Origin of the sequence: Oceanicaulis sp., assembly GCA_040112665.1 — a bacterium.
GTDB lineage: Bacteria > Pseudomonadota > Alphaproteobacteria > Caulobacterales > Maricaulaceae > Oceanicaulis.
This window is the reverse complement of sequence record CP157796.1, coordinates 1,198,913-1,222,043: the sequence shown is the minus strand read 5'-3', so window position 1 is coordinate 1,222,043 and position 23,131 is coordinate 1,198,913. Positions and strand designations below refer to the sequence as shown.

22 protein-coding genes are annotated in these 23,131 nt (G+C 67.0%); 9 read left to right on the top strand and 13 right to left on the bottom strand.

Annotated features, from left to right (window positions below; genetic code table 11):
* Nucleotides 1–117 precede the first annotated feature (117 nt).
* From ABL308_05760 to ABL308_05750, 3 genes are read right to left on the bottom strand one after another with little or no spacing between them, the layout of a single operon-like run.
* A complete protein-coding gene (locus ABL308_05760) occupies nucleotides 118–681 on the bottom strand; it encodes a sigma-70 family RNA polymerase sigma factor (protein ID XBQ17384.1) in 564 nt (187 codons plus the stop codon).
* Nucleotides 681–1,121 (bottom strand): periplasmic heavy metal sensor, encoded by a 441-nt coding sequence (locus ABL308_05755; protein XBQ17383.1) that lies wholly within the window; start codon nucleotides 1,119–1,121, stop codon nucleotides 681–683. Before ABL308_05755 ends, ABL308_05760 begins: the two co-directional genes overlap by 1 nt.
* Nucleotides 1,118–1,429 (bottom strand): hypothetical protein, encoded by a 312-nt coding sequence (locus ABL308_05750; GenBank protein XBQ17382.1) that lies wholly within the window; start codon nucleotides 1,427–1,429, stop codon nucleotides 1,118–1,120. The genes ABL308_05755 and ABL308_05750 overlap by 4 nt, the downstream gene beginning before the upstream one ends.
* Nucleotides 1,430–1,582: 153 nt before the next feature.
* On the opposite strand from ABL308_05750, the gene ABL308_05745 reads away from it, so the two are divergent.
* Genes ABL308_05745 through ABL308_05720 form a run of 6 tightly spaced genes read left to right on the top strand, consistent with a single transcriptional unit; the run spans nucleotide 1,583 to nucleotide 9,392 of the window.
* Nucleotides 1,583–2,773: a TolC family protein gene (locus ABL308_05745; GenBank protein XBQ17381.1), complete on the top strand. Its 1,191-nt coding sequence runs from the start codon at nucleotides 1,583–1,585 to the stop codon at nucleotides 2,771–2,773.
* 4 nt (nucleotides 2,774–2,777) lie between these two features.
* Nucleotides 2,778–4,505 (top strand): efflux RND transporter periplasmic adaptor subunit, encoded by a 1,728-nt coding sequence (locus ABL308_05740; protein XBQ17380.1) that lies wholly within the window; start codon nucleotides 2,778–2,780, stop codon nucleotides 4,503–4,505.
* The gene (locus ABL308_05735; protein XBQ17379.1) at nucleotides 4,492–7,686 is read left to right on the top strand and encodes a CusA/CzcA family heavy metal efflux RND transporter; all 3,195 of its coding nucleotides are present in this window, start codon (nucleotides 4,492–4,494) and stop codon (nucleotides 7,684–7,686) included. Before ABL308_05740 ends, ABL308_05735 begins: the two co-directional genes overlap by 14 nt.
* 2 nt (nucleotides 7,687–7,688) lie before the next feature.
* Nucleotides 7,689–8,210, top strand: a complete 522-nt coding sequence (locus tag ABL308_05730) for a copper-binding protein (protein XBQ17378.1) — start codon at nucleotides 7,689–7,691, stop codon at nucleotides 8,208–8,210.
* The gene (locus tag ABL308_05725; protein ID XBQ17377.1) at nucleotides 8,207–8,566 is read left to right on the top strand and encodes a copper resistance CopC family protein; all 360 of its coding nucleotides are present in this window, start codon (nucleotides 8,207–8,209) and stop codon (nucleotides 8,564–8,566) included. Before ABL308_05730 ends, ABL308_05725 begins: the two co-directional genes overlap by 4 nt.
* Complete coding sequence (locus ABL308_05720; protein ID XBQ17376.1) at nucleotides 8,559–9,392, top strand: CopD family protein; 834 nt, start codon at nucleotides 8,559–8,561, stop codon at nucleotides 9,390–9,392. The genes ABL308_05725 and ABL308_05720 overlap by 8 nt, the downstream gene beginning before the upstream one ends.
* Nucleotides 9,393–9,417: 25 nt before the next feature.
* On the opposite strand, the gene ABL308_05715 is transcribed toward ABL308_05720, so the two are convergent.
* From ABL308_05715 to ABL308_05670, 10 genes are all read right to left on the bottom strand, one after another.
* Nucleotides 9,418–10,782: a proton-conducting transporter membrane subunit gene (locus tag ABL308_05715; GenBank protein ID XBQ17375.1), complete on the bottom strand. Its 1,365-nt coding sequence runs from the start codon at nucleotides 10,780–10,782 to the stop codon at nucleotides 9,418–9,420.
* 1 nt (nucleotide 10,783) lies between these two features.
* Nucleotides 10,784–12,262: an NADH-quinone oxidoreductase subunit M gene (locus ABL308_05710; protein XBQ17374.1), complete on the bottom strand. Its 1,479-nt coding sequence runs from the start codon at nucleotides 12,260–12,262 to the stop codon at nucleotides 10,784–10,786.
* 3 nt (nucleotides 12,263–12,265) lie between these two features.
* Nucleotides 12,266–14,152 (bottom strand): proton-conducting transporter membrane subunit, encoded by a 1,887-nt coding sequence (locus ABL308_05705; GenBank protein XBQ17373.1) that lies wholly within the window; start codon nucleotides 14,150–14,152, stop codon nucleotides 12,266–12,268.
* Nucleotides 14,149–14,454 carry an NADH-quinone oxidoreductase subunit NuoK gene (nuoK, locus tag ABL308_05700; protein ID XBQ17372.1) on the bottom strand — a complete coding sequence of 102 codons (306 nt, stop codon included), beginning with the start codon at nucleotides 14,452–14,454 and terminating at the stop codon, nucleotides 14,149–14,151. The genes ABL308_05705 and nuoK overlap by 4 nt, the downstream gene beginning before the upstream one ends.
* Nucleotides 14,451–15,068, bottom strand: coding sequence for an NADH-quinone oxidoreductase subunit J (locus ABL308_05695; protein XBQ17371.1), 618 nt, complete (start codon nucleotides 15,066–15,068; stop codon nucleotides 14,451–14,453). Before ABL308_05695 ends, nuoK begins: the two co-directional genes overlap by 4 nt.
* Nucleotides 15,062–15,973, bottom strand: a complete 912-nt coding sequence (locus tag ABL308_05690) for an NADH-quinone oxidoreductase subunit H (protein ID XBQ17370.1) — start codon at nucleotides 15,971–15,973, stop codon at nucleotides 15,062–15,064. The genes ABL308_05695 and ABL308_05690 overlap by 7 nt, the downstream gene beginning before the upstream one ends.
* On the bottom strand, nucleotides 15,970–16,875 hold the full coding sequence (locus ABL308_05685) for a hypothetical protein (GenBank protein ID XBQ17369.1): 906 nt from the start codon (nucleotides 16,873–16,875) through the stop codon (nucleotides 15,970–15,972). Before ABL308_05685 ends, ABL308_05690 begins: the two co-directional genes overlap by 4 nt.
* Nucleotides 16,866–17,201: an NADH-quinone oxidoreductase subunit A gene (locus ABL308_05680; protein XBQ17368.1), complete on the bottom strand. Its 336-nt coding sequence runs from the start codon at nucleotides 17,199–17,201 to the stop codon at nucleotides 16,866–16,868. The genes ABL308_05685 and ABL308_05680 overlap by 10 nt, the downstream gene beginning before the upstream one ends.
* Before the next feature lie 78 nt (nucleotides 17,202–17,279).
* Nucleotides 17,280–17,711 (bottom strand): ion channel, encoded by a 432-nt coding sequence (locus tag ABL308_05675; GenBank protein ID XBQ17367.1) that lies wholly within the window; start codon nucleotides 17,709–17,711, stop codon nucleotides 17,280–17,282.
* The gene (locus ABL308_05670) at nucleotides 17,708–19,060 is read right to left on the bottom strand and encodes an APC family permease (GenBank protein XBQ17366.1); all 1,353 of its coding nucleotides are present in this window, start codon (nucleotides 19,058–19,060) and stop codon (nucleotides 17,708–17,710) included. The genes ABL308_05675 and ABL308_05670 overlap by 4 nt, the downstream gene beginning before the upstream one ends.
* A 292-nt stretch (nucleotides 19,061–19,352) precedes the next feature.
* Here ABL308_05670 and ABL308_05665 point away from each other — a divergent pair, with 292 nt between their 5' ends.
* From ABL308_05665 to ABL308_05655, 3 genes are read left to right on the top strand one after another with little or no spacing between them, the layout of a single operon-like run.
* On the top strand, nucleotides 19,353–21,227 hold the full coding sequence (locus ABL308_05665; protein ID XBQ17365.1) for a copper resistance system multicopper oxidase: 1,875 nt from the start codon (nucleotides 19,353–19,355) through the stop codon (nucleotides 21,225–21,227).
* Nucleotides 21,227–22,009 carry a copper resistance protein B gene (locus tag ABL308_05660; GenBank protein ID XBQ17364.1) on the top strand — a complete coding sequence of 261 codons (783 nt, stop codon included), beginning with the start codon at nucleotides 21,227–21,229 and terminating at the stop codon, nucleotides 22,007–22,009. The genes ABL308_05665 and ABL308_05660 overlap by 1 nt, the downstream gene beginning before the upstream one ends.
* Before the next feature lie 10 nt (nucleotides 22,010–22,019).
* Nucleotides 22,020–23,114 (top strand): DUF2231 domain-containing protein, encoded by a 1,095-nt coding sequence (locus ABL308_05655; protein ID XBQ17363.1) that lies wholly within the window; start codon nucleotides 22,020–22,022, stop codon nucleotides 23,112–23,114.
* The last annotated feature ends 17 nt before the right edge of the window (nucleotides 23,115–23,131 follow it).

Below are 23,131 nucleotides of genomic sequence, written 5' to 3'. Positions count from 1 at the left end.
GTGACCTGCGGCCTGCGCCGCTTTCACCTTTTTTTTGGGCGCGGCGCAATGGTTTGCGCTGAGGCCGTTCATTCTGCCGCGCATAATCTTACATTATTAGAAGCCCCGCCAGCCAGACTACGCTCCCAACATCTGCGCCATTTTCTTCCTCGCCCGGTACAGCCGGGTCTCCACCGCCTTTTCCGTCAGGCCGAGCTCTTGGGCGGCTTCGGCCATCGTCAGGCCTTCGAAGGCGGTGAGGATGAGCGGGGTTTTGAGACCGTCGGGCAGGGCGTTGATCGCCGTCTTCGCCCGCTCGAGCTGGTCTCGATCGGCCGTGGCGCGTTCCGGGTCGGCGGCGTCTTGCGGTGCGTCCCGCTCGGCGCCGGAACCGGTCACCGGGCTGAAATTGATCCAGCGGCGCACGCGCGCCTTTCGCTGTTCGTCGCGGCATTTGTTGCGCACGATGGTGCGCATCCACGCCTCGAAGGGGTAGGCGGGATCGTATTTGCGCAGCGACCGCCAGGCCGCAACGAACGCCTGCTGGACCATGTCGTAGGCGAGGTCCTCATCGCCGATATGGCGACGAGCAAACCGGTACAGCGGCTCCTTGGTCCGGCGCATGAGCAGGGTGAACGCCCGGTCCTCGCCGGCGAGCGCCCTGGCCACCAGGTCGCCGTCCGATGCGCCCCCGTCCTGCATCACCGCCCGGGGTGGGTCAGGGTCGCGGTGACGGTGGCGTCGAAGCGCGCCTGCTGCTCGGGGGTCAGCACCTCGCGCATTTCCAGGACGAAAACGATGGTCTCTCGCTGGAGCGCGCCCATGGCGCCGTGAAAGTCCTCGATCGCCGCCTGAACCTCGTCGGTGTAAGCCTTGTCCGCGTCGATCGCCGCGGCGAGGCGGGCGTTGGCCGCCTGCATTTCGTCCTCCAGGGCGCGGCGCCGTGTTTGATAGCGCGCCTCGATCCCGGCGATGGCGTCGGCCTGTTCAGCCGAAAGCTCAAGCTCGTCATGGACCATCTGGTGAAGAGAGGGGCCGGTGTCGGTCGGCGCGAAATAATGCGTCACGCACCAGGCCCCGAGTGCGCCTGCGGCGAGGGCCAGAAGGACGCAGAGCGCCTGGTAGAAGCCGAGCTTGCTCATCGCGGCGCCCCTCCAAGCAGGGTGGACGGCGCATAGGGCGCCGAGGCGGAGAAGGCGCTCATGGGGCCGGCCGGGCCTGCACCCTGAAGGCTGGTGGCTCCGATCGCCGCGCCGATAAGCAGGGCGGAAAGGATCGCCGCTGCAGGGCTGGTGACAATCCGGACCGGTCCTGCGAGCCCCGTCAGCCCTGTTTCGGCGGAGGACCGCGCTTTGTCGATCCGCGCCCAGACTTCGGCCTCCACCGTGGTGAGGTCGGCCTCGGCCGGTTCTTCGGCGATCTGTTTGAGTACGCGGTCGATATCCGGCATCGCGCGGCTCCCGTGGGTGTTCATCCCTCTGATACGCGCGCTGACGCGGCGTCCCTCACATTCAATACAGCCCGCCGCCCAGTCCTGCACGCGGCGTGAGGGACGCCGCCGCCCGGCGCGTAGGGGAGAATGAAACACACGGGATAGAGTCTCATGCTGATCCTCGCCGCACTCGCCGCCACCCTGTCCGCAACGCCCGCTCCTGACGTGGCGGCGTTGAGCGCGCGCCTCGACGAGCACCCGGCGCTCGCCGCCCTCGCGGTCGAGGCCGAGGCGCGCCGCCTTGACGGTCGCAGCCGGCTCGGCCTGCCGAACCCCAGCGTCGCGCTCGGCGTCAACAACGTGCCGGTGAACGACCCGCTTCAGTTCGACGAATACCTGCCGAGCTCGAAATCGGTCACGCTGACCCAGGCCCTGCCCAGCCGGGGACTGCGCGAGGCCCGCTCCGCCGCCGACCAGGCCCGCGCAGACGTCGCAATGACGATGATGCGCATGCGCCGCGACCAGCTTGAAGCCGCACTTCGTGTGTCGCTGCGCGAGATCGACGCGGCTGGCGATATCGAACAGCTGGTCGCCCGTCAGCTCGCGGTCTACGACGACCTGGCCGAAGTGCTGGAAAGCGCTACGGCGGCCGGCGAAAGCCGGTTTGTTGCATTGGCCGATATCGACGCCGACCGCGCCGTCGCCGACACGACCGCCGCCGACGCCGCCCGCATGGCGGCCCAGGCGCGCAGCCGTCTGGAAAGCCTGGTGGGCGCTGTCGATACGGCGCCGAACCTTGAAACCATCGAGCCGCCGACGAGCGACAGGCACCTCCGCTTCCATGCGGTCGCGCTTGCCGAGGCCCAGGCGCGCGCGGCCGAGGCGGGCGTGGAGATCCGGGAACGCGATTTCGACCTCGGCTACGAGGTGTCGGTCAGCTACTTCCAGCGCGAGTCCGGGGCGATGTTCGACGGCGACGACTGGGTGTCGGCGCGGGTCGGGGTTTCGGTTCCGCTCTGGTCGCGGTGGAACCAGCAGCCTGCGCTGGAGGCGGCGCGGCGTGACGCCGATGCGGCGGCCCTGAGAACCGCCGACGCCCGGCGCAGCGCGCTTGACGAGTTCCGGGCGGCGACGGCGGCCTACGCTGCGGCCCGCCGCTCGCGCAGCGCGCTGGAAGGGCGCATCGAAGCCCTTCAGGCGCTCGCCGCCGCCGCGCAACGCGAGTACGAGGCCGGCTACGGGGATCTGCGCCCGGTTCTGGAAGCGCGGGCAAGTGCGCTCGAGGTTCAGGTCCGCTTGCTCCAGCTGGATCTGGAGGCCGACCGCGCGGCCGCCCGCATTAACGCCCTTACGCTGGATTGATCCGATGAAACGCACACTGCTCATGCTGTCGGCGGGGATCGCCATGCTCGCCGCGCCGGCGCCGATCCTTATCGCTGCGACCACCGCCCATGCGCAATCGCCTGAGGCCGCGTCGTCTGAGGATGGCGAGCAGCGCTATACCTGCCCGATGCATCCTCATTACATCTCGGATGACCCTGGAAGCTGTCCGATCTGCGGGATGGACCTGGTGCCGATGGAGGGGGGCGGCGCGGACGTCCAAGGGGGAGCTTCGGCCGGCGCGCGTCCGGCCGTGACCATCTCTCCCGCCATGCTTCAGACGGTGGGCGTACGGACCGCCGAGGTCGAGCGCGCCGAGTTCGGGGGGCGTATCGAAGCGTTCGCCCAGATCGCAGCCAATGAGCGTCTCCAGTCTGCGGTCTCCACCCGCACCCCGGGCTGGATCGAACGGCTCTATGTGCGCGCCGTCGGCGACGAGGTGGGCACCGGCGATCTGTTGTTCGAATTCTACAGTCCCGAGCTGGTGGCCGCACAGATGGATTATTTCTCGGCGCGCGCCTCCAATGCGCGCCGCGCCGAGGCGTCGCTTCGCCGCCTGGAGGCGCTCGGCATGGGACCGATCGCCATCGCCCGCATGCGCGAGCGCGGCGAGCCCCTGCGCATCGTCCCGGTCTTCGCCGAACGCGATGGTGTCGTATCCCAGCTGAACGTCGCCGAAGGCGATTATCTGCCGGTCGGTGCGGACGTCCTGACGCTGCAGGATTATTCGACGGTCTGGGTGATCGCCGAGGCCCCGCAGAGCGATCTGGTGCACCTGGCCGAGGGGCAGAGCGCCGATGTGCGGCTGGCTCGCGGCGGCGCGGCGGTCAGCGGCGAAGTGGATTACATCTATCCGACTTTCGATGCGCGCACACGGACAGGACGTGTTCGCGTGGCCGTGCCGAACCCGTCCGGCGCGCTGCGCCCCGGCGCGTTCGCCAGCGTCACGTTTGCGGGTGATAGCGAGCGCCGGCTCGCCGTGCCCAGCGAAGCGGTGCTCTACAGCGAGGATGGCGCGCGCGTCGTCGTCGCGCTTGGCGGCGGTCGTTTCGAACCGCGTGCGATCGAGACCGGGCTCAGCGAAAACGGCTTCACCGAGGTGAGACGCGGCCTCGCGGAGGGCGAGACCGTCGTCGCTTCCGGCCAGTTCCTCATCGACAGTGAAAGCCGACTGCGGGAGAGCTTTGCTCGCATGCAGGGCGCAGACACGCCTCTGAGCGCGCTTGAATTGTCCGAGGCCGAGTTCGCGATGGTGGATCATGTCGTTGACGCGGCGCTCTATGTCCACGAGGCGCTGCGCGACGGCTATGACGTCCAGCCCTCCTTCTTCCAGCCCGCAATCGACGCGGCGGAGATGATCGCGGATCGGTATCCGGGGCGTTTGGGAACGATCATGGAGGAGTCGGTCACGACTCTGCAGGATCTGACCGAGGCGCGGACCGCGTCCGAACTTCAAGTCGGTCTGGACGCTCTGGTGGAGACCATCCGCCCATGGTTGATGAGCCGGCCGCAGCGCTATGAAGCGCTCGGGCTGTCGATTTATGAAGCGGACGGGCGCGCCTGGCTTGAGGCAGGGACCGCCCGGCCGTTCAACCCCTACGGCGATGCAGACCCGAGACGGGTGACGTGGCCCGAAGCGGCGCCGGAGCATGAACAAGCCGAAGGCATGACCGAAGACCCCATGCGCGCCGGAGGGGGTCATGCAAACCACTGACTCCGGGCTTCGCGACCCGTCCAAGGGCTGGGTCGCCGGCCTCATTTCCTGGTCGATCCAGAACAAGCTCCTGGTCCTGATCGGCGCGGTGGTGTTGCTGGTGGGCGGGCTTCGCGCTGTCCAGTCGACGCCGCTCGATGCGGTGCCGGACATGACCGACACCCAGGTCATCGTACGCACGGAGTTTCCTGGCCAGAGCCCTCAGCTGGTCGAAGACCTCGTCACCTATCCGATGGCGAGCGCGCTGCTGGGCTTGCCGCGGACGGAGGACGTGCGCGGCGTCTCCATGTTCGGGTCCTCCTTCATCTACGTGGTGTTCGAGGACGGGGTGGATCAGTATTGGGCGCGCTCTCGCGTGCTTGAGGCGCTCTCGCGCATGCAGGCCGAACTGCCCGCCGGCGCGACTCCGGAGCTCGGTCCCGACGCCACAGGCGTCGGCTGGGTCTATCAGTACGCCCTGGTGGACCGCACCGGCGAGCGCGACCTCGCCGATTTGCGCGCCCTTCAGGACTGGTTCCTGCGCTTTGAACTCGCCGCCGTGGACGGTGTGGCGGAGGTCGCCTCGGTCGGCGGCTTTCAGCGCGAGTTTCAAGTGCTCCTTGATCCCGACAGGCTGCGCGCGTTCGGTGTGGCGCTTCCTGACGTGATCGAAGCGGTGCGCCGGTCCTCGCTTGAAGCAAGCGGCAGCATCGTCGAGCAGGCCGAGACCGAATTTTTCGTGCGCGCACGAGGCTATGTGACGACCGCCGAAGAACTTGAGCAGGTCTCGCTCTACGCCGAGGACGGCGCTCCGGTGACCCTCGCCGATCTCGGCCGGGTCATCGAGGGGCCGGCGCTGCGGCGCGGCGTGACCGAGCTCAACGGCGAAGGAGAGGTGGTCTCAGGCATCATCGTTATGCGCGATGGCGAGAACGCGCTTGAAGTCATCGACCGGGTGACCGAACGCATCGATGAATTGTCGGCCGGCCTGCCGGAGGGCGTGGAGATCGTTTCAGTCTACGATCGCGCGCCGTTGATCGAAGGCGCGGTCGAGTATCTACAGCACAAGCTCATCGAGGAGGCGATCGCGGTCACGCTTGTGGTGCTGATCTTCCTCCTCCACGTGCGTTCCGCGTTCGTGTCGGTCATCACCCTTCCGCTCGGCGTCCTCGCCGCCTTTATTGTCATGCAGGCTCAGGGCGTCACCGCGAACATCATGTCGCTGGGCGGAATCGCCATTGCAATCGGCGCCATGGTCGACGCCTCCATCGTCATGGTGGAGAACGCCAACCGCCGCCTTGCAGACCTACCGCCCGACGCCTCGAAGGCCGATCGGGACGCCGCGCGGATCAAGGCTGTGCAGGAGGTCGGGCCAGGCGTCTTCTTCTCGCTTCTGATCATTACGGTCTCCTTCCTTCCCGTCTTCGCCCTTACCGGTGAAAGCTTCCGGCTCTTCTCCCCACTCGCCTACACCAAGACCTACGCCATGGCGTTCGCGGCGGCCCTGTCGGTGACGCTGGTTCCGGTCCTGATTATGCTGCTGGTGCGCGGCCGCGTGCGGCCCGAGAGCGCCAATCCGATCATGCGGGTCCTCATCGCCGGGTATCGGCCCGTCCTGCGCCTGGCGCTGCGGTTCCGCTGGGTGACGCTCGGGCTGACCGTGGTGCTGCTCGCGAGCTCGGCGCTTCCGCTCGCCCGACTCGGCGGTGAGTTCATGCCGCCGCTCTATGAGGGCGAGCTTCTGTATATGCCGACGACGCTTCCCGGCGTCTCGACGGCCGAGGCGCGCGACATCCTCTCCACCACGAACCGGCTGATCATGACGGTCCCCGAAGTCGAACAGGCCTTCGGCAAGGCCGGGCGGGCCGACACGGCGACCGATCCCGCGCCCATGTCCATGATCGAGACCTGGATACGCCTGAAGCCGCGCGAGGAATGGCGACCGGGCCTGACGCCGGAGGCCCTGATCGAAGAGTTGAACGAGCGCGTCGCGATGCCGGGGCTTGTCAATTCCTGGGGCTACCCGATCAAGATCCGCATGGACATGATCTCGACCGGCGTGCGTACGCCGGTGGGGGTGAAGATCACCGGCGACGACTTGTCCGAAATCGAACGCGTCGCCGCCGATGTGGCCCGTGTCGTGGAAGGCGTGGACGGCGCACGTTCGGCGTTCGCGGACCGCACCATGGGCGGGCGCTATCTGGAAATCACGCCGGACCGCCGCGAGCTGGCGCGGCAGAATGTCGATCTCGCCAGCGTTCAGGCGGTGATCAACGCCGCGATGGGCGGACGCCCGGTGAGCGAGAGCGTTCAGGGACGCGAGCGCTACGCCATCGCAGTACGCTACGACCGGCCGTTCCGAAACCAGCCGTCCGCAGTCGGCGACCTCCTGGTGACAAGCCGGGACGGCGCTCAGATCCCCTTGTCGGAACTCGCCGACATCGCTTTCGTCGACGGGCCGCCCATGATCCGCTCGGAGAACGCCCGTCTGACCGGCTGGGTGTTCGTGGACGTCGCAGGCCGCGACATCGCTTCGTTCGTCAACGATGCGCAGCGCGTGGTGGCTGAAGAGGTCGCGCTGCCGTCCGGTTATGCGGTGGAATGGTCGGGCCAATTCGAACAGATGATCGAGGCGCGCGAACGCCTTTCGCTCGCGATCCCCGCCGCCATTCTGATCGTGTTCGTATTGCTGATGCTGCATTTCGGGCGTGTGGACCGGACGCTCATGATCATGGCCTCGCTGCCCTTCGCCCTGATCGGCGGCCTGTGGTCGCTCTGGCTCGCCGGCTACGACATGTCCGTCGCGACCGCTGTCGGGTTCATCGCGCTTGGCGGCATCGCGGTGGAGACCGCAGTGGTGATGGTGCTCTATCTCGACCAGCAGGTCCGCGAGCATCCGCCCCGAACTCAGGACGAGCTGTTCGAAGCGGTGATGGCCGGCGCGGCCATGCGACTTCGTCCGAAACTGATGACGGTGCTGACCATTTTCGCCGGCCTGGCGCCGGTCTTCATCACCGACGGGCTCGGCGCAGACGTGATGCGCCGGATCGCGCTGCCCATGGTTGGCGGCATGGTCTCGACCCTGGTGCTGACCCTGTTGGTGGTTCCAGCGATCTATTTCCTGTGGGAGGCGTTCCGGCTCAGGCTGGACCGGGATGCGTCCGAAGTCTCAAACTCTCTCTCAACCCGAACGGAGGCCTGACCATGACCCGTCCACCCCTGTTTCTGATTGCTGCATCCACCGCAGCCCTGATCGCGGCCTGCTCTGAGCCCGAGGCGCGCGAGGACGCCGCCGAAGCGTTCTCCGCGGGCGAGCAGACCGCTTCCTCCGGTACGGATCACGGCGGTATGGACCACGGCGAGATGGACGGCGATGACATGCACGCGGAGACGGACCATGGCGATATGAACCATGGCGAAATGGCCGACGGCGACATGCACGCGGGAATGGACCATGGCGGTATGGATCACGGCGGCATGACGGCGGCTGAAGCCACAGCCGAGGGCGTGGTCAACACCATCGACCCGGACGCCGGCTCGGTAAACATCACCCATCCGCCTATGCCCGAGATCAACTGGCCGGAAATGACCATGGACATTCCCGTCACCGGAACCGTCGACCTTTCCGGGTTCAGCGAGGGCGATACGGTGCGTTTCACTGTTCGGCGCGGACGCGACGACGTCTTCCGCATCGTGGAGATGACGCCGGCTGAGGCGGACGAATGATGGTGCGCGCTCTCACCGCTGCGGTCGCCCTGGTGAGTTTCACCGCGGCCGCCTACGCCCATGCCGGCCTCAAGTCATCCTCGATCGAGGATGGCGCGACGCTGGAAACGGCGCCGCCCGAAATCACGCTCGAATTCACTGCTGAGGTCGGATTGGCGTCGGTGCAGTTGGAGACCGCCGACGGCAGTTCGCTCGAAACCGGGTTTTCACCAGACCGAAGCTTTGCGGTGGAGCACGCCGCGCCGCTTCCTGAACTGTCCGAAGGCGCATACGTCCTTGAATGGCGCGCGCTTGCACGGGACGGCCACGTCATGACAGGAGAGATCAGCTTCTCCGTGACCGGCGGCGATGCCTGACGCGTTTACGCTGGCTGTGTTCGCGGCGAAGCTCTGCGTCCTCGCCGCTGCGCTGACGTCCGCGGGGCTGGGCTGGGCGATCGCGCTCGGCGGCGATCTTGCGCGCCGGGTGAGGCGGGCTTTGGTCTTCGCGGCTGCGCTGGCCGCGGTTCTCGCCTATGCGCTACTTCTGCTCACCGCCAACGCCCAGCTGGGCGGCGCCTGGGCGTCCGCGCTCGATCCTTCCACACTCGGCTGGATATGGCCCGGCCGCCAGGCTCAAGTGCTGGTGCTCAGCCTTGGACTTGCTTCCGTAGTCGCGGCGTCAGTCGCCAAGCTCCGTCTGCTCGGTCTCGCCGCCGTGCTGCTGATCGGCGTGTCGTTCGCCCTGAGCGGCCACGCCGCGGCTCTGGAAGACGGGCTCCTCGCCCAGATCGGCGTAGCGATTCACGGGTTCGCCGCGTCGTTCTGGTTCATCGCACCGCTGCTCCTTTGGCCTCGGGGCGATGGCTACGACGCGAGCGTCGTCAGGCGGTTCAGCGAAGCGGCGATCTGGATCGTCCCGATGGTCTTCGCTGCAGGCGGATATCTCGCCTGGCGCCTCGCCGGCGGGCTGACCGAACTCTTCACCACCGCCTACGGACAGCTCCTGAGCGCCAAACTCGCCGTCGCCCTGGTTGTGCTCGCACTCGGCGCCGTCAACAAGCAGATCGTGAGCCGGTGGCTCGCCACGGATCCGCCTCAGGGGCGACGTCTTCTGCGACTCACGCTTGGAGCTGATGCGGCGGTCTTCCTCACGGCGCTGGCTCTGGTGAGCTGGGCGACCACGGTGAGCGGCCCGTCCTAGGTGAGCGCGCGACAGGGGGCGCGCTTCAGCTCCAGGCCATGTATGCGAGCGGCGCCGCGACAACGGCGGCGGTGGTCAGGATCTGCACCAAGCGCGCTCCGCCGCCGAGCGTGTGCGGCGTTTCTCCCGGGTCCTGAAACACCATGGGCGCTATGAAGCGCAGATAATAGGCCAGCGACAAAACCGTGTTGGCGGCGGCCGCGATCACCAGCCATCCCAAATCCGCTTCCAGCGCGGCCGCGAAAAGCGCGGCTTTGCCGGCGAAGCCGGCGAGCGGGGGTATCCCCACCAGAGACAGAAGCGCGCCCGTCAGCACGATCGCTTCCAGGGGCCGGGTTCGAAAGAGCCCCGCGAAACCCTTTCTCGCCGTGCGGCCTCTCAGCGAAACGATCACGGCGAAGGCGGCGAGGTTGGCGAGGGCGTAGGCCGCCATGAAGGCTGTCAGCGCAGGCTCGGCGAGCACGCTCGCGCCGCCTGCGGCCACAGCCATCAGCGCGTATCCCGACTGACTGACGGAGGACCAGCCGAGCATCCGCCGCATATCATTCTGAGCGAGCGCGGCGAGATTGCCGAGCGTCATGGTGGCCAGGGAAATCAGCGCCGCGAACAGCGGGACGACCGGCGTGTCCGCCGCTTCGGAGACGAGGCGCATCAAGGCGATCGCCGCGCCGATCTTGGGGGCGACGGTCAGGAAGGCGGCCGAGGGGGCGGGGGCGCCCTCGGCGACGTCCGGCACCCAGGCGTGCGCCGGCACGGCGCCGAGTTTGTAGAACAGTCCGATCATGATCAGGACGAGGCCGGCGGCGCCGAGCGGAGCTTCAACAAGAGCGGCGTCGATCGTGTCGTAGGACGTGGCGCCGCCGACGCCGACGGTCAGGACGACGCCGAACGTCAGCAGAGCGTTCGCAAGTCCGCCGACGAGAAAATACTTCATCCCGGCTTCAAGCGACGGCGCCCACCCACGATGAAACGCCGCAAGCACGTAGCCCGTGATCGAGGACAGGAGCACGGCGATAAGCAGTTGCAGCAGATCGGCCGCGCCCGCCATGGCCATGGCGCCCAGCGCCGATAAGGCGAGGATCGCGTAGTATTCGCCGTGACGGTGGTCGGTCTTGAACCATTTCGCGGACAGGGCGGCGGACAGCGCCGCCGTTGTGTAGATCAGAACGCGCGCGTGGAAGCTCAGCGTATCGAGCGCGAACACGCCGGAGAAGGTCAGCCGGTCGGCGTCGCGCTCTGCGAATGCGAGCCCGATCGCGAGGGCGAAGCCGGCGATCGCGACGGCCGCGCCGAGCCTGAGCCGTTTCTGCGGTAGAATGAGCGCGCCCAGAACGATCGCGACGGCGCACAGGAGAACCGCGATTTCAGGCGCGAGATCCGCGATTGGCATCTCAGCCTCCGGCCGGGAGCAGCGAGGCGGCGTCGACCATTTCCAGAAGCCAGGCGGGCCAGACGCCGATCAGGACGACGAGCGCAAGAAGCAAGGCCAACACTGCGATCTCCCCCGGCTTGAGGTCGGGGAAGTCCCCGCTGGGCGCGCTCGCCGGTTCTGCGAAGAAGACCCGTCGCAGCAGTTGGAGGAAAAGAGCGGCGGTGATCAGGATGCCGAACAGACCGACCGCTGCGAGCACGGGGTAGACGGCGAAGGCGCCCAGGAAGACATGAAGCTCAGCTACGAAGCCGGCGAGACCGGGAAGGCCGAGCGAGGCGAAGCTTGCAAGGATCGTAAAGCCGGTCAAACGGGGCGCCTGCCCGGCCAGCCCGCCGTAGTGGTCCATCTCGTAGTCCTGCCGGCGTTGCCAGAAGGCGCCGGCGATTAGGAAAAGCGATCCGGTGATAAGGCCATGTGCGATCATTTCTACGACGGCGCCGGTCAAAGCGAGGCCGCGTGCGGCCTCCGAGCCTATGGCCGACCCCGCCACCGCGATGCCGAGCACCGTGTAGCCCATGTGATTGACCGAGGTGTAGGCGATCCGGCGCTTCAGATCGCTCTGACCCAGCGCCACGAGCGCCCCCCAGAGGATAGACACGACAGCGAGCGACGCGAGCAGCAGCGACCATTTCGCAAAGGCTTCGGGCGTCATCTGCATGGCGATGCGGATCAGGCCGTAGCCGCCCATTTTCAGAAGCACGCCTGCAAGGATCGCCGAGGCCGGCCCGGGGGCGTCGACATGGGCGGGCGGAAGCCATGTGTGGACCGGAACGAGCGGCGTCTTGATCGCGAACCCGGCAAGGAAAGCGAAGAGCACCAAAGTTGCGCCGAGACCGCCGCCGGCGAGGGGCGTCTGCGCGATGATCGCGCGCATGTCGAAGGTCAGCGTCGGCATGGACAGGGCCAGCACGATGATGCCGATCAGGATCAGAAGCGACCCCACAAAGGTGTAGAGAAAGAATTTCAAGGCGGCGCCCTGCGCGTCGCCATGGCCCCAACGCCCGATGAGAAAGTACATCCCGACGAGCGAAAGATCGAAGAAGATATAGAACCAGATCAGGTCCAGCGTCAGGAACAGGCCGAGCGAAACGCCGGTGAGAAACAGGATCCAGGCGTAATACGCGCCGGGCCGCGCGAGGCCGGGCATGGGCCAGGCCGTGGCGGCGAGGAAGACGAGCGCGCTCATCAAGGACAGGCTCAGCGAGACGCCGTCCACGCCCATTCGCCAGGCGACGCCCAGCCCGGGCGCCCATACGGCTTCCTCCACGAGCTGAAATCCGGCGCCGGGCGTGTACCGGGTCCACACGATCACTAGCGCGGCGAGCGGAACGGCGGCGGCGGCGATCGCCAGGCCGCGCGCGAGGCCCGGCCTTGACGAAGGCGTCATGAACAACAGCACGGACGCCAGGATCGGCGTGAGGACGGCGAGGGTGAGCATGTGTCAGCCTCCGAAAATCAAGAGCGCCGCGCCGAGGAACGCCACGGCGGCCAGCAAGATGAAGTAATCGTGGGTCATGCCGGTTTGCAGCCGGCTTGCGCCTTGTGCGCCGCGGCCGCTGAGGCGCGCTGACGCGGCCGCGGCCAGATTGGCGGCGGCTTCGCCCGCGCGCGCCCCGAAGCTGGAAAGGCCGCGCACCGCGGTCGTGCTCCAGCCCACCGCGCCGGTCCTTGACCGCTCACCGGAGCCGTCGACCAGCACCGCCTCGACGGTTTCGATCAACCTTGGAAGCCGATCTGCGGCGGCGACGACGGCGCGGCGCGGCGCGTCGAGAATGCGATCGTCGATCCAGGCTGCTACGCGCGCGGTTCGGTCCGCCGCATCGCCGGCGAAAGCAAAGCTGGCGGCCCCCAGACCATCGTGCTGGAGGGCGGCGACCGGCCGGCGCGCGAGCGCTACGCCAACGGCGAGCCCGGCTATGACGAGGGTCACCGAAAGCGCAAGCTCCCATAGAGGGCCCGATACCGGGTCGACTCCGGCCCAGCGTAGGACCGGGCTGCGCAGCGGCCCGATCCACAGGGCGGTGGCGGCCAGCGAGAGTGAGGCGAGGAGGCCGAGCGCGGCCACAGCAGCGCGCGACACCCGGTCGCGTGTCGCCTCGCCCGGAGCGAAGGCGAGCATCCACCAGCGCGCGGCGTAAGCCGCTGACAGGGCGCCGGCCAGCATCGCGGCGAGCGCGTAGCCCGTTGAGGCGTGGCCGAGGGCGGCGACGATCTTCTCCTTGCTCCAGGCGCCGCCTGCCGGCGGCAGCCCGGCGAGGCCGAGCGCCGCGACGCCGGCCAGTACCGCCACAAGCGGAAGCACGCGCCCGAGGCGCAGGCTTTCAAGGTCGAACCCGCCGCGAACCTCCTTCGCCAGACCGGCTGCGAAGAACAGCGGCGCCTTGAAAGCGCCGTGCACGATCAGGTGGACCGCCGCGACGCCGGGATAGCCTGCGCCCACTGCGGCGATCATCAGGCCCAGTTGCGCCGAGCTGGACCCGGCGAGCAATTTCTTGGCGTGGGTCTGGACTAGGGCGGCCGCGCCTGCGGCGAGCGCCGAAAAGAGCCCGATCATCACCGCGCCGGTCGAAAAGCCCGGGGCCTCGACGAGGGCGGGCTGGAGCCGGATCAGCAGATAGGCCCCGGCGGCGACCATGGTCGAGCTGTGCAGCAGCGCGGACACCGAGGTGGGGCCGTCCATGGCGCGAAACAGCCAGGCCGTGAACGGCACCTGGCCGGCCTTCGCGGCGGCCGCGATGAGGACGCCGAACGCAGCGACGGCGAGAAGACCGCCGTCCAGGTCTGCGAGGTCCGCGAAGGCCAGGCCTCCGGTTCCCGCGTAGCAGGCGAACGCGGCGAGAAACAGTCCGAGATCGCCCAGCCGCGTCGTCACGAACGCGAATCCGGCCGACCGTGCGGCCTGCGCCTCCCGCCAGCGGTGGCCGATGAGCGCCCACGAGCACGCGCCCATGACCTCCCAGCCGATCAGCAGCGAGACGAAGTCCGCCGCGCTCACCACGAGCTGCATCGCCCCGATGAAGATCAGCAGCAATCCCATGAGCCGGGCCAGTCCGGTCTGCGCCTCGTGAAACGCGGCGAAGATCAGCACCGCCAGACCAATCACAGACACGGTAAGCGCCACCGCCCGCGCCGTGTCGGTCAGATCCAGCAACAAGGGAAAGTCGGGCGCCCAGACGAAGCTCGCCGGCGCCGGCTCAAGCGCGCTCAGAACGGCGATCCCCACCATGACCGCGCCGCCGAGCACAGCCAGAGCGACGCGGCTCGCCGAGCCGAGCGTCCAGATCATCAGACCGGTCGCGGCCGGCAAAAGGGCGAGCGTCCAGATCATCCGCGCAACGTGTCCAGGCTTTCAGTGACGTCCGCCTGGCGCCGGCGATAAACCGCAACGACCAACGCGAAACCGATCGCCATCTCCACGGCCATCACCGCCATGATCAGAATGGCTAGCAATTGCCCTTCGGGCATGCCGCCCAGCGCCTGGCTCCAGAAGCCGATCACGGCCAGCAGGGCGCCGTTCAGCATCAGCTCGAAGCCCATCATCACCATGACGAAACTTTGCTGCGAGAGCGCGCCGTAGAGACCGATCCCGAACAGGGCGGCGGCGCCGAGAAGGACGAGGACCAGGATCATCCGTGGCCTCCATGGTGATGGCGGTGACCGCCTTCGTCACCATCCTCGCCGGGCGTGCGGCCGGCCGGGTCGCCGCCGGGCGCCAGGCCTGGCGGCCGCGACCCGTCGTCAGCGTCGCCGTAGCGCCCGCCTCGCGCCGACAGGATCACCGCGCCCAGCATGGCGGCCAGCAAGGTCACGCCGGCGGTTTCGAAGATCAGCATGGACGGACCGAGCAGCTCGAGACCGAGCTCGAACACATCGCGATCGTTCTGCGGCGCGGGGACCGAAGGCGTCTCCGAGACGATGACTGCTGCCGAAAGTCCCAGCCATGCAAGAAGGCCCGCCGCGATCGACACGCGGTGCTTGTGAACCATCTGCATGGGGTTCAGACCGGCCGGGTTCATCATGAAGGCGACCATGAAGATCGCCATCACCATCATCTCCACCGCCATCATGAAGACGGTGGCCACGCCGATGTAGGGCGTGGCCAGAATGACCGCCACGCCCCCGACCGCGATGAAGGACAGCATCAGGGAAAATGACGCGCGCACCATGGAGTCGGTGCGGAAAACTCGCCATCCGGTCCAAACCGCGAAGAGGATAAGGGCCGCGACCGCGCCGAGCGTCACCATAGCGCCAGCCCTCCGGTCCAGACCAGGTGGAGAAAGGAGAGAGGAAGCAACACGGTCCAGATAAGCCCGAGCATGCGCGATGGCGGAGGGCGCGGAAGGACCGCCCCTGCAGCCACGGTGATCGCCATGACGAGCGCGCTCTTCAGCCACAGCCAGATCGGGCCGGGCAGCCACGGTCCGATCGGTCCGCCCAGGAACACCGTGGCGGCCAGTGCAGAAAATGCGGTGAGCATGGCGAGGCGCGCACCCTGCCAGAGCGCGCGCGCCGGGCCGCTATCCTCCGCCGACGTACCCCCCGCCAGGTCGGCGCCGTCGGCAAAGTCGAACGGCCCGCGCAATGTCAGGGCTAGTCCGGTCAGCAAGAACAGGGGAAGGCCGAGCGGCTGGCGCAGGACATTCCACAGTGTTTCTTGCGAACGGACGATTGCGGTGAGTGAAAGCGATTCCGCGGGGAGCGCGGCCGCAATCAGGACGAACATCGAGGGCAGCATCATGGGCAAGGCGATCGCCGCGTATCGGTAAGCCCCGATGAGCGGGAACGGACTGTTCGGCGACCATCCGTGCAGGAAAACCGCGACCACGACGAGCGCCTCGCACGCGCCCCAGACCACGACGCCGACGGGGCTGTCGACCAGCGCGTAACCCGATGCGACCGGAACCACTGACAGGCCGATGAAGGAGAGGGCGAGATAGCTCGCGGGCGCCAGGACGCCGGTGAGCCGGTCCGGGGCTTCGGTGCGCACGACGGGCCGCAGGATCAACGCGGCGCCCTCGTTCAAGGCCGTAATCACACCCGCCGGGCGCGCACCCCACAGGATCGGGACGGCGCGGTCGAAGCCGGCGGCGAGCGCTGCGCCGGCGGCGAGGGTGGCGAGGAGGAAGAGAACGAGGAGCGCTTCGATCATGACGCCTCCTCCAGCGTGCCGGCGCGAAGGCGGGACGGGGCGAAGCTGTTGAGCGCCAGCACAGCCTCGCACCATTCAAGGCCAAGGAGCATGGCGGCCGGATCGGGCGCGACGGCACCCGCCGGCGAACCGCGGAGCCAGCGCGCCAGGCGGCGGCGAGCGTCGTCGCCGTCGGGGCTTTGGGCGAGACCGGGTGGAAGCGCACGCGTGGCGAACGGAGCCAACGCGCTTTCGCCCGAGGCGACCCGGTCGGCCGCATGGTCGAGGCCCATCAGCCGAAGCAGTCTCGCCGCGCAGGCGCCGGGCGCGTCGGCCTCGGACGGTTGTTCGTAGGGGGCCGATGCGATTTTGGCGGAGACGATCACATCGCCCTGCAGCACAAGGTCCAGCGTCAGGCCGGGCGGTAGCATCGAGGCGAAAGGCCCCACGCGGCAGGCGTAGGCGTCGAGGTTCAGCCCGTCACGGATGTCGGCGTCGGTCATCGCCATGGGGCGACCGTAGGGCGTGCCGCCCATCATGCCTTCGCCGCCCTGTCCATGAACGCCGCGCCCGCGCCACGGATTGGGCGGCGTGTCGGGCAGCCGGTCGGGATCGCCCCTGGCGCCATCGAGAAGGCGATCCCGCAGGTCCACAAGAGCGTCGGCGGGGTCCTGAGTGCAATCCCATCTGTAAACGGCGCGGGGTTTCGGGATCTGGTCGTGGACGCGGTCGAACCCTTCAGCATCCTCATTGGGCGGCTCGCCTGCGACCAGCAGCACGGACGCCTCGCGGGGAGACGCTGCGCGCCTCAGGGCCGGCGAGCGGAACGCGGCTTCGACGGCGGACAGAGCGCCGGGCCCGATGCAGGCGTATGCTGTGACCGGGGCGCGGCGGGCGAAAGCGGTCGTAAGGCCTAAGCCCATCGAAACGCCCCCTCGCGCCAGCCATAAGTCAAGCCGACGGCGAGGATGGCCAGGAACATGCCCATCTCCGCCATCGCCTTGGAACCTTCTTCGACAAAGACCACCGCCCAAGGGTACATGAACATCATTTCCATCTCGAAGGCGATGAAGACGAGCGTCATCGTGTAGGCGCGGAAATGAAATCTGTTCCAGGCGTGCGTTTTCGCCTCGCCCCCGCCGAGATAAGGCCGCGCCTCAGGCGCCGAGGAGGTCGGCCCCGAAAGGGCCCACAGTGCCAGAACCGTCGCGGTCGCGACGGCGGTTAGAGTGCCGATGACAAGGATCATGAATTCGCCGGTCTTCCCCTTGGCTGGGTTTGCTACGAAAGCGGGTCGAGACGCAGTTTGGTTCCGATCTTGACGCCCTCAGTCTTCCGCCTCGGACTTCCACGTCTGCGAGCAAACGGCGTAGAGGAAGGTCGCTGACCAGGTCAGCAGCATGAAGCCGACCAACCCGATGGCGACCGCCAGGACCCGCATATCGCCCACGACGTCGAACGGGGCGTAGCCCAGCGTCGTGTAAAGCGTTCCGGAGAGATAGAACCAGTCCACCCAGCTCTGCCCGAAGGCCGGGTCGAAGCTGTCTTTCCAGAGCCACCGGTCGACGGCGGCGGAGGCGCAGGCGAGCACTCCGATCTCGGCCAGATGTACGAAGACGAGCCCGGTAAAGACATAGATCGGCGCGATGGTGCTGCGCTTGGCCCAGTCAGGCCGGGTCCGAACGAGGCTTGTCAGCGAGAGGTGGTGAAACGCGGCGAGGCCGATCATCACCACCAGCGAGACCGTTATGGCTGTCATTGCGCGTCGGCCTCCGTCTCGCCGTCGTCCGCCTCGCTCCCCCCTGCGCGGCGCAAGAACCAGCTTTCAAATGCGAAGATCGCGACGATGCCTCCGAGCGAAATCACGATGATCAGCGGGTCGTTCAGCGCCTTCATCACGATGAAAGCGATTAGAGCGACGGCGTCGAGAATGATCGCGCTGACCAGGATGACCGGCTTCGCGTCGACTTCCTCGCGCATGCGCCGGAGCACGCCCCAATGGATGATGATGTCCATCACCAGATAGAAGATCGCCCCCATCGATGCGATGCGGCCCAGGTCGAAGAAGGCGGCCAGGACGCCCGCCGCGACCACCGTATAGACCAGGGTATGCTTCTGGATGTCGCCGGGCATCCCGAAATGCTTGTGCGGGACCAGCTTCATGTCGGTCAGCATGGCGATCATGCGCGAGACGGCGAAGATGCTTGCGATGACGCCCGATGCGGTCGCAATGATGGCGAGCGTCACGGTGAACTGGACCCCGAGATCTCCCACCGCCGGCCGAGCAGCTTCAGCCAGCGAATAGTCCCGCGCGGCGATGATTTCCTCAATGGAAAGCGTCGAGCCGACCGCCCAGGCGACCAGCATGTAGACCACGAGGCATATTGCGAGCGCGATGATGATCGCGCGGCCCACATTGCGGTGCGGATTTTTCAGCTCCGACCCGCTGTTCGTGATGGTCGTAAAGCCCTTGTAGGCGAGAATGGCGAGAGCGACGCCGGCGAGAAAGCCCCCGATCGAACCCGCTTGCGCCGGTTCATCGCCCGTCGCCGGCTCGAAGCTGAATCCGGCCGCGGCCAGCGCGACGATTGCGAAGACCAGAATGCCGCCGATCTTCACCACCGCTGCGACCTTGGAAAGGCCTCCCACGAACCGGTTGCCGGCGACGTTCACGATGAAGGCGAACACGATGAGGCCGACCGCCAGAAGCGGGATAAGCACGGACGGCGTGTCACCTGGAAAGAGCTGCAGCGTGTAGGTGGCGAACGTGCGCGCCACGAGGCTCTCGTTGATGATCATGGAGAAGGCCATGAGCAGAGCTGATCCGCCGGTCACGGCGACAGGACCGTAGGCCTTGTTGAGGATCATCGCGATGCCGCCCGCAGACGGATAGCGGTTGGACACCTTGATATAGGTGTAGGCGCTGAAGCCGCTGATGATGGCGGCCACCAGGAAGGCGAGCGGGAACCAGGGACCGGCGAATTCGGCGATCTGCCCGGTCAGCGCGAATATCCCCGCACCGATCATGACCCCGGTCCCCATCGCCACCGCGCCGGCGAGGGTCAGACTGTTTTGCTCGTACTTCGCCGAGCGGTCGTCGTTCTGCAAAGGAAGACCTCCAGCTTCTGCCTAGAGCCGAACGCGGAGACCGATGACAGGGGCATCGCCGCCGCTGCGATCCTTGCGCTCATGGTTACGTTGGTCGAACGGGTCACCATCCGCGCGGAGCTCTCAATGCCTTTACGCGGCGCATCCGTCCGTCCCTCAGAGGCGATAGCCTTGATCAGGCTGATGCAACCGATCTGAGGGATGCCGCCTTGCGGGCCGTAATTAGTTTAAGGTCATAAATCGCAAGCGCCCTCCGCGCGCAATTCAAGCAAGATTTGAGGGTCTGAGCTCCATGTCGATTATCAACAGACGCAGTTTTCTCGCCACCGGCGCTGCCAGCGGGCTGGCCGCAGCCGGCTTGCTGCCTGCCTGGGCGCGCAGTCAGAGCGGGTTGGCGCCCCACACGACTCTGAACGGAACTGAGTTCGACCTCACCATTGGCCGCTCTCCGGTGCGGATCGATGGTCGGCCGGGGCGTGGCATCACGATCAATGGCACTATTCCCGCGCCGCTGCTGCGCTGGCGCGAGGGCGACGAGGTCACGCTACGCGTCACGAACACGCTGGATGCCGATACCTCCATCCACTGGCACGGCATCCTTATTCCCTTCCAGATGGATGGCGTACCCGGGGTCAGCTTCCCCGGGATCCGGCCGGGAGAGACCTTCACCTACCGCTTCCCGCTGCGCCAGGCCGGGACCTACTGGTATCACAGCCATTCCGGACTTCAGGAGCAACTCGGCCATTACGGTCCGATTGTCATCGATCCGGCCGGCCCCGACCCGGTGAGATACGACCGTGAATACGTCATTGTCCTGTCCGACTGGACCTTCATGGATCCGCACCGGCTTTTCGACGAGCTGAAGAAGAGCGCGGACAGCCTGAACTACCAGAAGCGTACCTTCGCCGATTTCCTCGCTGATGTGCATGAGGACGGGCTCGGCGACGCGCTCGTGCAGCGCGATATGTGGGCGCGCATGCGCATGATGCGCACCGACATCTCCGACGTGACCGGCGCGACCTACACCTATCTGATCAACGGGCACGGCCCGGAAGACAACTGGACCGCCTTGTTCAATCGCGGCGAGCGGGTCCGCCTGCGGATCATCAACGCCTCGGCGATGAGCCTGCTCAATTTCCGCATCCCTGGCCTTCCCATGACGGTGGTCCAGGCCGACGGGCTGAACGTTCAGCCGATCGAGACCGACGAGTTCCAGATCGGGGTCGCTGAAACCTATGACGTGATCGTCCAGCCGCGCGAGGACCGGGCCTATGCCATTGTCGCCGAGGCGATCGACCGGTCCGGGATGGGCGTCGCCACGCTGGCCCCGCGGCCCGGAATGCGCGCCGAAGCCCCGCCGCTTAGAGAACGCCCGCTGCTGACCATGACCGATATGGGCATGGGCGGTCATGCCGGCCATGGCGGCGCGATGGGGGCTGGCGCGGCTATGGGGATGGATCAGCACTCGGGCGGCGAGCACGCGGTCATGGGCAACGATGGCCAGGGCCAGCAGGCGATGCGCCACGGCTCGATGGATCAGGGCTCAACGGATCACCGCGCGATGGCCGCTGGCGGCGGCATGGTCGAGCACAACCATCCGCAGGGACCGGGCGTCGCCAATGTTGCGATGGCCCCGATCAGCCGCCTCGACGAGCCGGGCATCGGGCTCGAGGATGTGCCTCACCGCACGCTCACCTACGCCCAGCTTCGCAGCCTTGATCCCAACCCCGATACGCGTGCGCCCGGCCGGGAGATCGAGCTGCACCTGACCAGCAACATGGAACGCTATATGTGGTCATTCGACGGCGTGCGCTTCTCCGAGGTCGTCGAGCCGATCGTTTTCCACGAAGACGAGCGGCTGCGCCTGACGATGGTGAACGACACCATGATGCCCCATCCGATCCACCTGCACGGCATGTTCTTCGATGTGGTCAACCAAGAGGGCGATCACCTGCCGCGCAAGCACACCATCGTCGTGAAGCCGGGGGAAAGGCTCTCGGTGGACATCACCGCGAACGAGGTCGGCGACTGGGCCTTCCATTGCCACCTGCTCTATCACATGCACGCCGGCATGATGCAGGTCGTCTCCGTGCGCCCAGGCGCGGAAAGCCTTCCGGATGCTGACGCCCATGCCGGCCATCACGCTCATATTACGGGGAGGGACTGATGCGCGCTCTTCTGACCACCAGTGTCCTCTGCGCCGCCGTTGGAGCGCCCGCGCTCGCGCAGGAAGGTCAATGGTCGGCCGCCGATGAATATTACGACCCGGCCGAAATGGACGAGGCCCGCCGCCAGCTTCAGCACGAGAGCGGCGGCACGCGCCACCTCTTCCTCCAGGCCGACCGGCTCGAATACCAGTCCAATGACGGCGCGCCTCTGCTCGTGTGGGACGCGCAGGGCTGGTATGGCGGCGATCTGAACCGGATCTGGGTCAAGACCGAGGGTGAACACAGCCTGGAGGCGGACTCCATCGAGGGCTTCGAGGTCGAAGCGCTCTACAGCCGAGCCATCACACCGTATTTCGACCTGCAGGCCGGGGTGCGCCAGGATTTCGATCCAGACTTCGCGACGACCTACGCCGTTGTCGGGCTGCAGGGGCTCGCCCCGTACTGGTTCGAGGTCGATGGCGCGGCCTATCTGAGTGAGGACGGTGACCTGACGGCCGGGTTCGAGGCCGAGTACGAGCTGCTGCTCACCCAGCGTCTGATCCTTCAGCCTCGTGCCGAGCTGGCCTTTGCGGCCCAGGACGTCCCGGAACTCGGCCTCGGCTCAGGGCTCACCTCGGCAGAAGCCGGGGCGCGGCTGCGCTATGAGATCGATCGCCAGTTCGCCCCCTATCTGGGCCTGAGCTGGCATGAAAAATTCGGCGAGACGGCCGATTTTGCCCGGCTCGAAGGCGAGGATACGCACAGCGTCTCCTTCGTGCTCGGTCTGCGGCTCTGGTATTGAGGGGAAATTAATGGACGCGCTGATCGAACCGAACCTGCATCCGATCTTCGTTCATTTCGTCGTCGGATTGTTGTTCACGAGCGCGCTTGGCCTGGCCGCGAGCAGCCTCCTTCCGACCGATGCGCGCTGGCGCTCGACGCTTCAGGCGGCTGGCGACTGGACGCTGGGGCTGGGTATTCTGGCCGCGCTCGGAGCCGTGATCGCCGGTTTCGACGCCTATTATTCGGTCGCCCACGACGGCCCCTCCCACGCGGCCATGACCACGCACCGTAACTGGGCGCTGCCCACCGTAGCAGTATTTGCCGGCCTCGGCGTCTGGCGCTGGCTGAAGCGCTCGGAGCAGCCCGGCCCACTCTTCGCCCTCGCCGGGCTTGTCGGCGCGGCGCTTCTGACCGTGACGGCTTGGTGGGGCGGGAATCTCGTCTTCAAGCACGGGCTGGGCGTGGAAAGCCTGCCCGCCGTGACAGGAGAGGGCCATGACCACGATCACGGCGATGGTGGGCACGCTCACGCGACCGGTGAGGACGGCAGCGATCAAGCGCGTGAAGACGCTCATGGAGAGGATGGCCACGCCCCCGATGGGGAAAGCTCCAGCGATCACGCTCACGCCTCTGGCAACGGCCGTGCGCAAAGCGGAGCGCCGGCGGAGCCGATGCCTGGTACGCCTGAAGCGACGGCGCTCGCCTTTCACGCCGCGCTTGCCCGGCAGGACGAAGCCCAGGTGCGCCGCCTTCTCGCGGACGACGTCTTGATCCTGGAATCGGGAGGTGCGGAGCGTTCTCTCGCGCAATACGCCTCCCACCACATGATGTCGGACATGGCTTTCCTCTCGAGCGTGTCGAGCGAGACTCTGTCGCAAACCGCCGAGATCTTCGGCGATACCGCCTGGGTGGCGACGGAGACCGCCCTTCGCGGCCGTTTCAACGACCGCGAAATCGCCGTGAAAAGCCAGGAGAGCCTGGTGATGCGCCGCGAGGACGGGCGCTGGACCATCGAGCACGTTCACTGGTCGAACAGTGCGCTACCGGAGACCGCGTCCCCTGCTGATTCCGGAGATCATCCCGACTCAGATGATGGGCATGAGCACTCAGATCACGACCATTAGGGTCCAGACTCATTCAT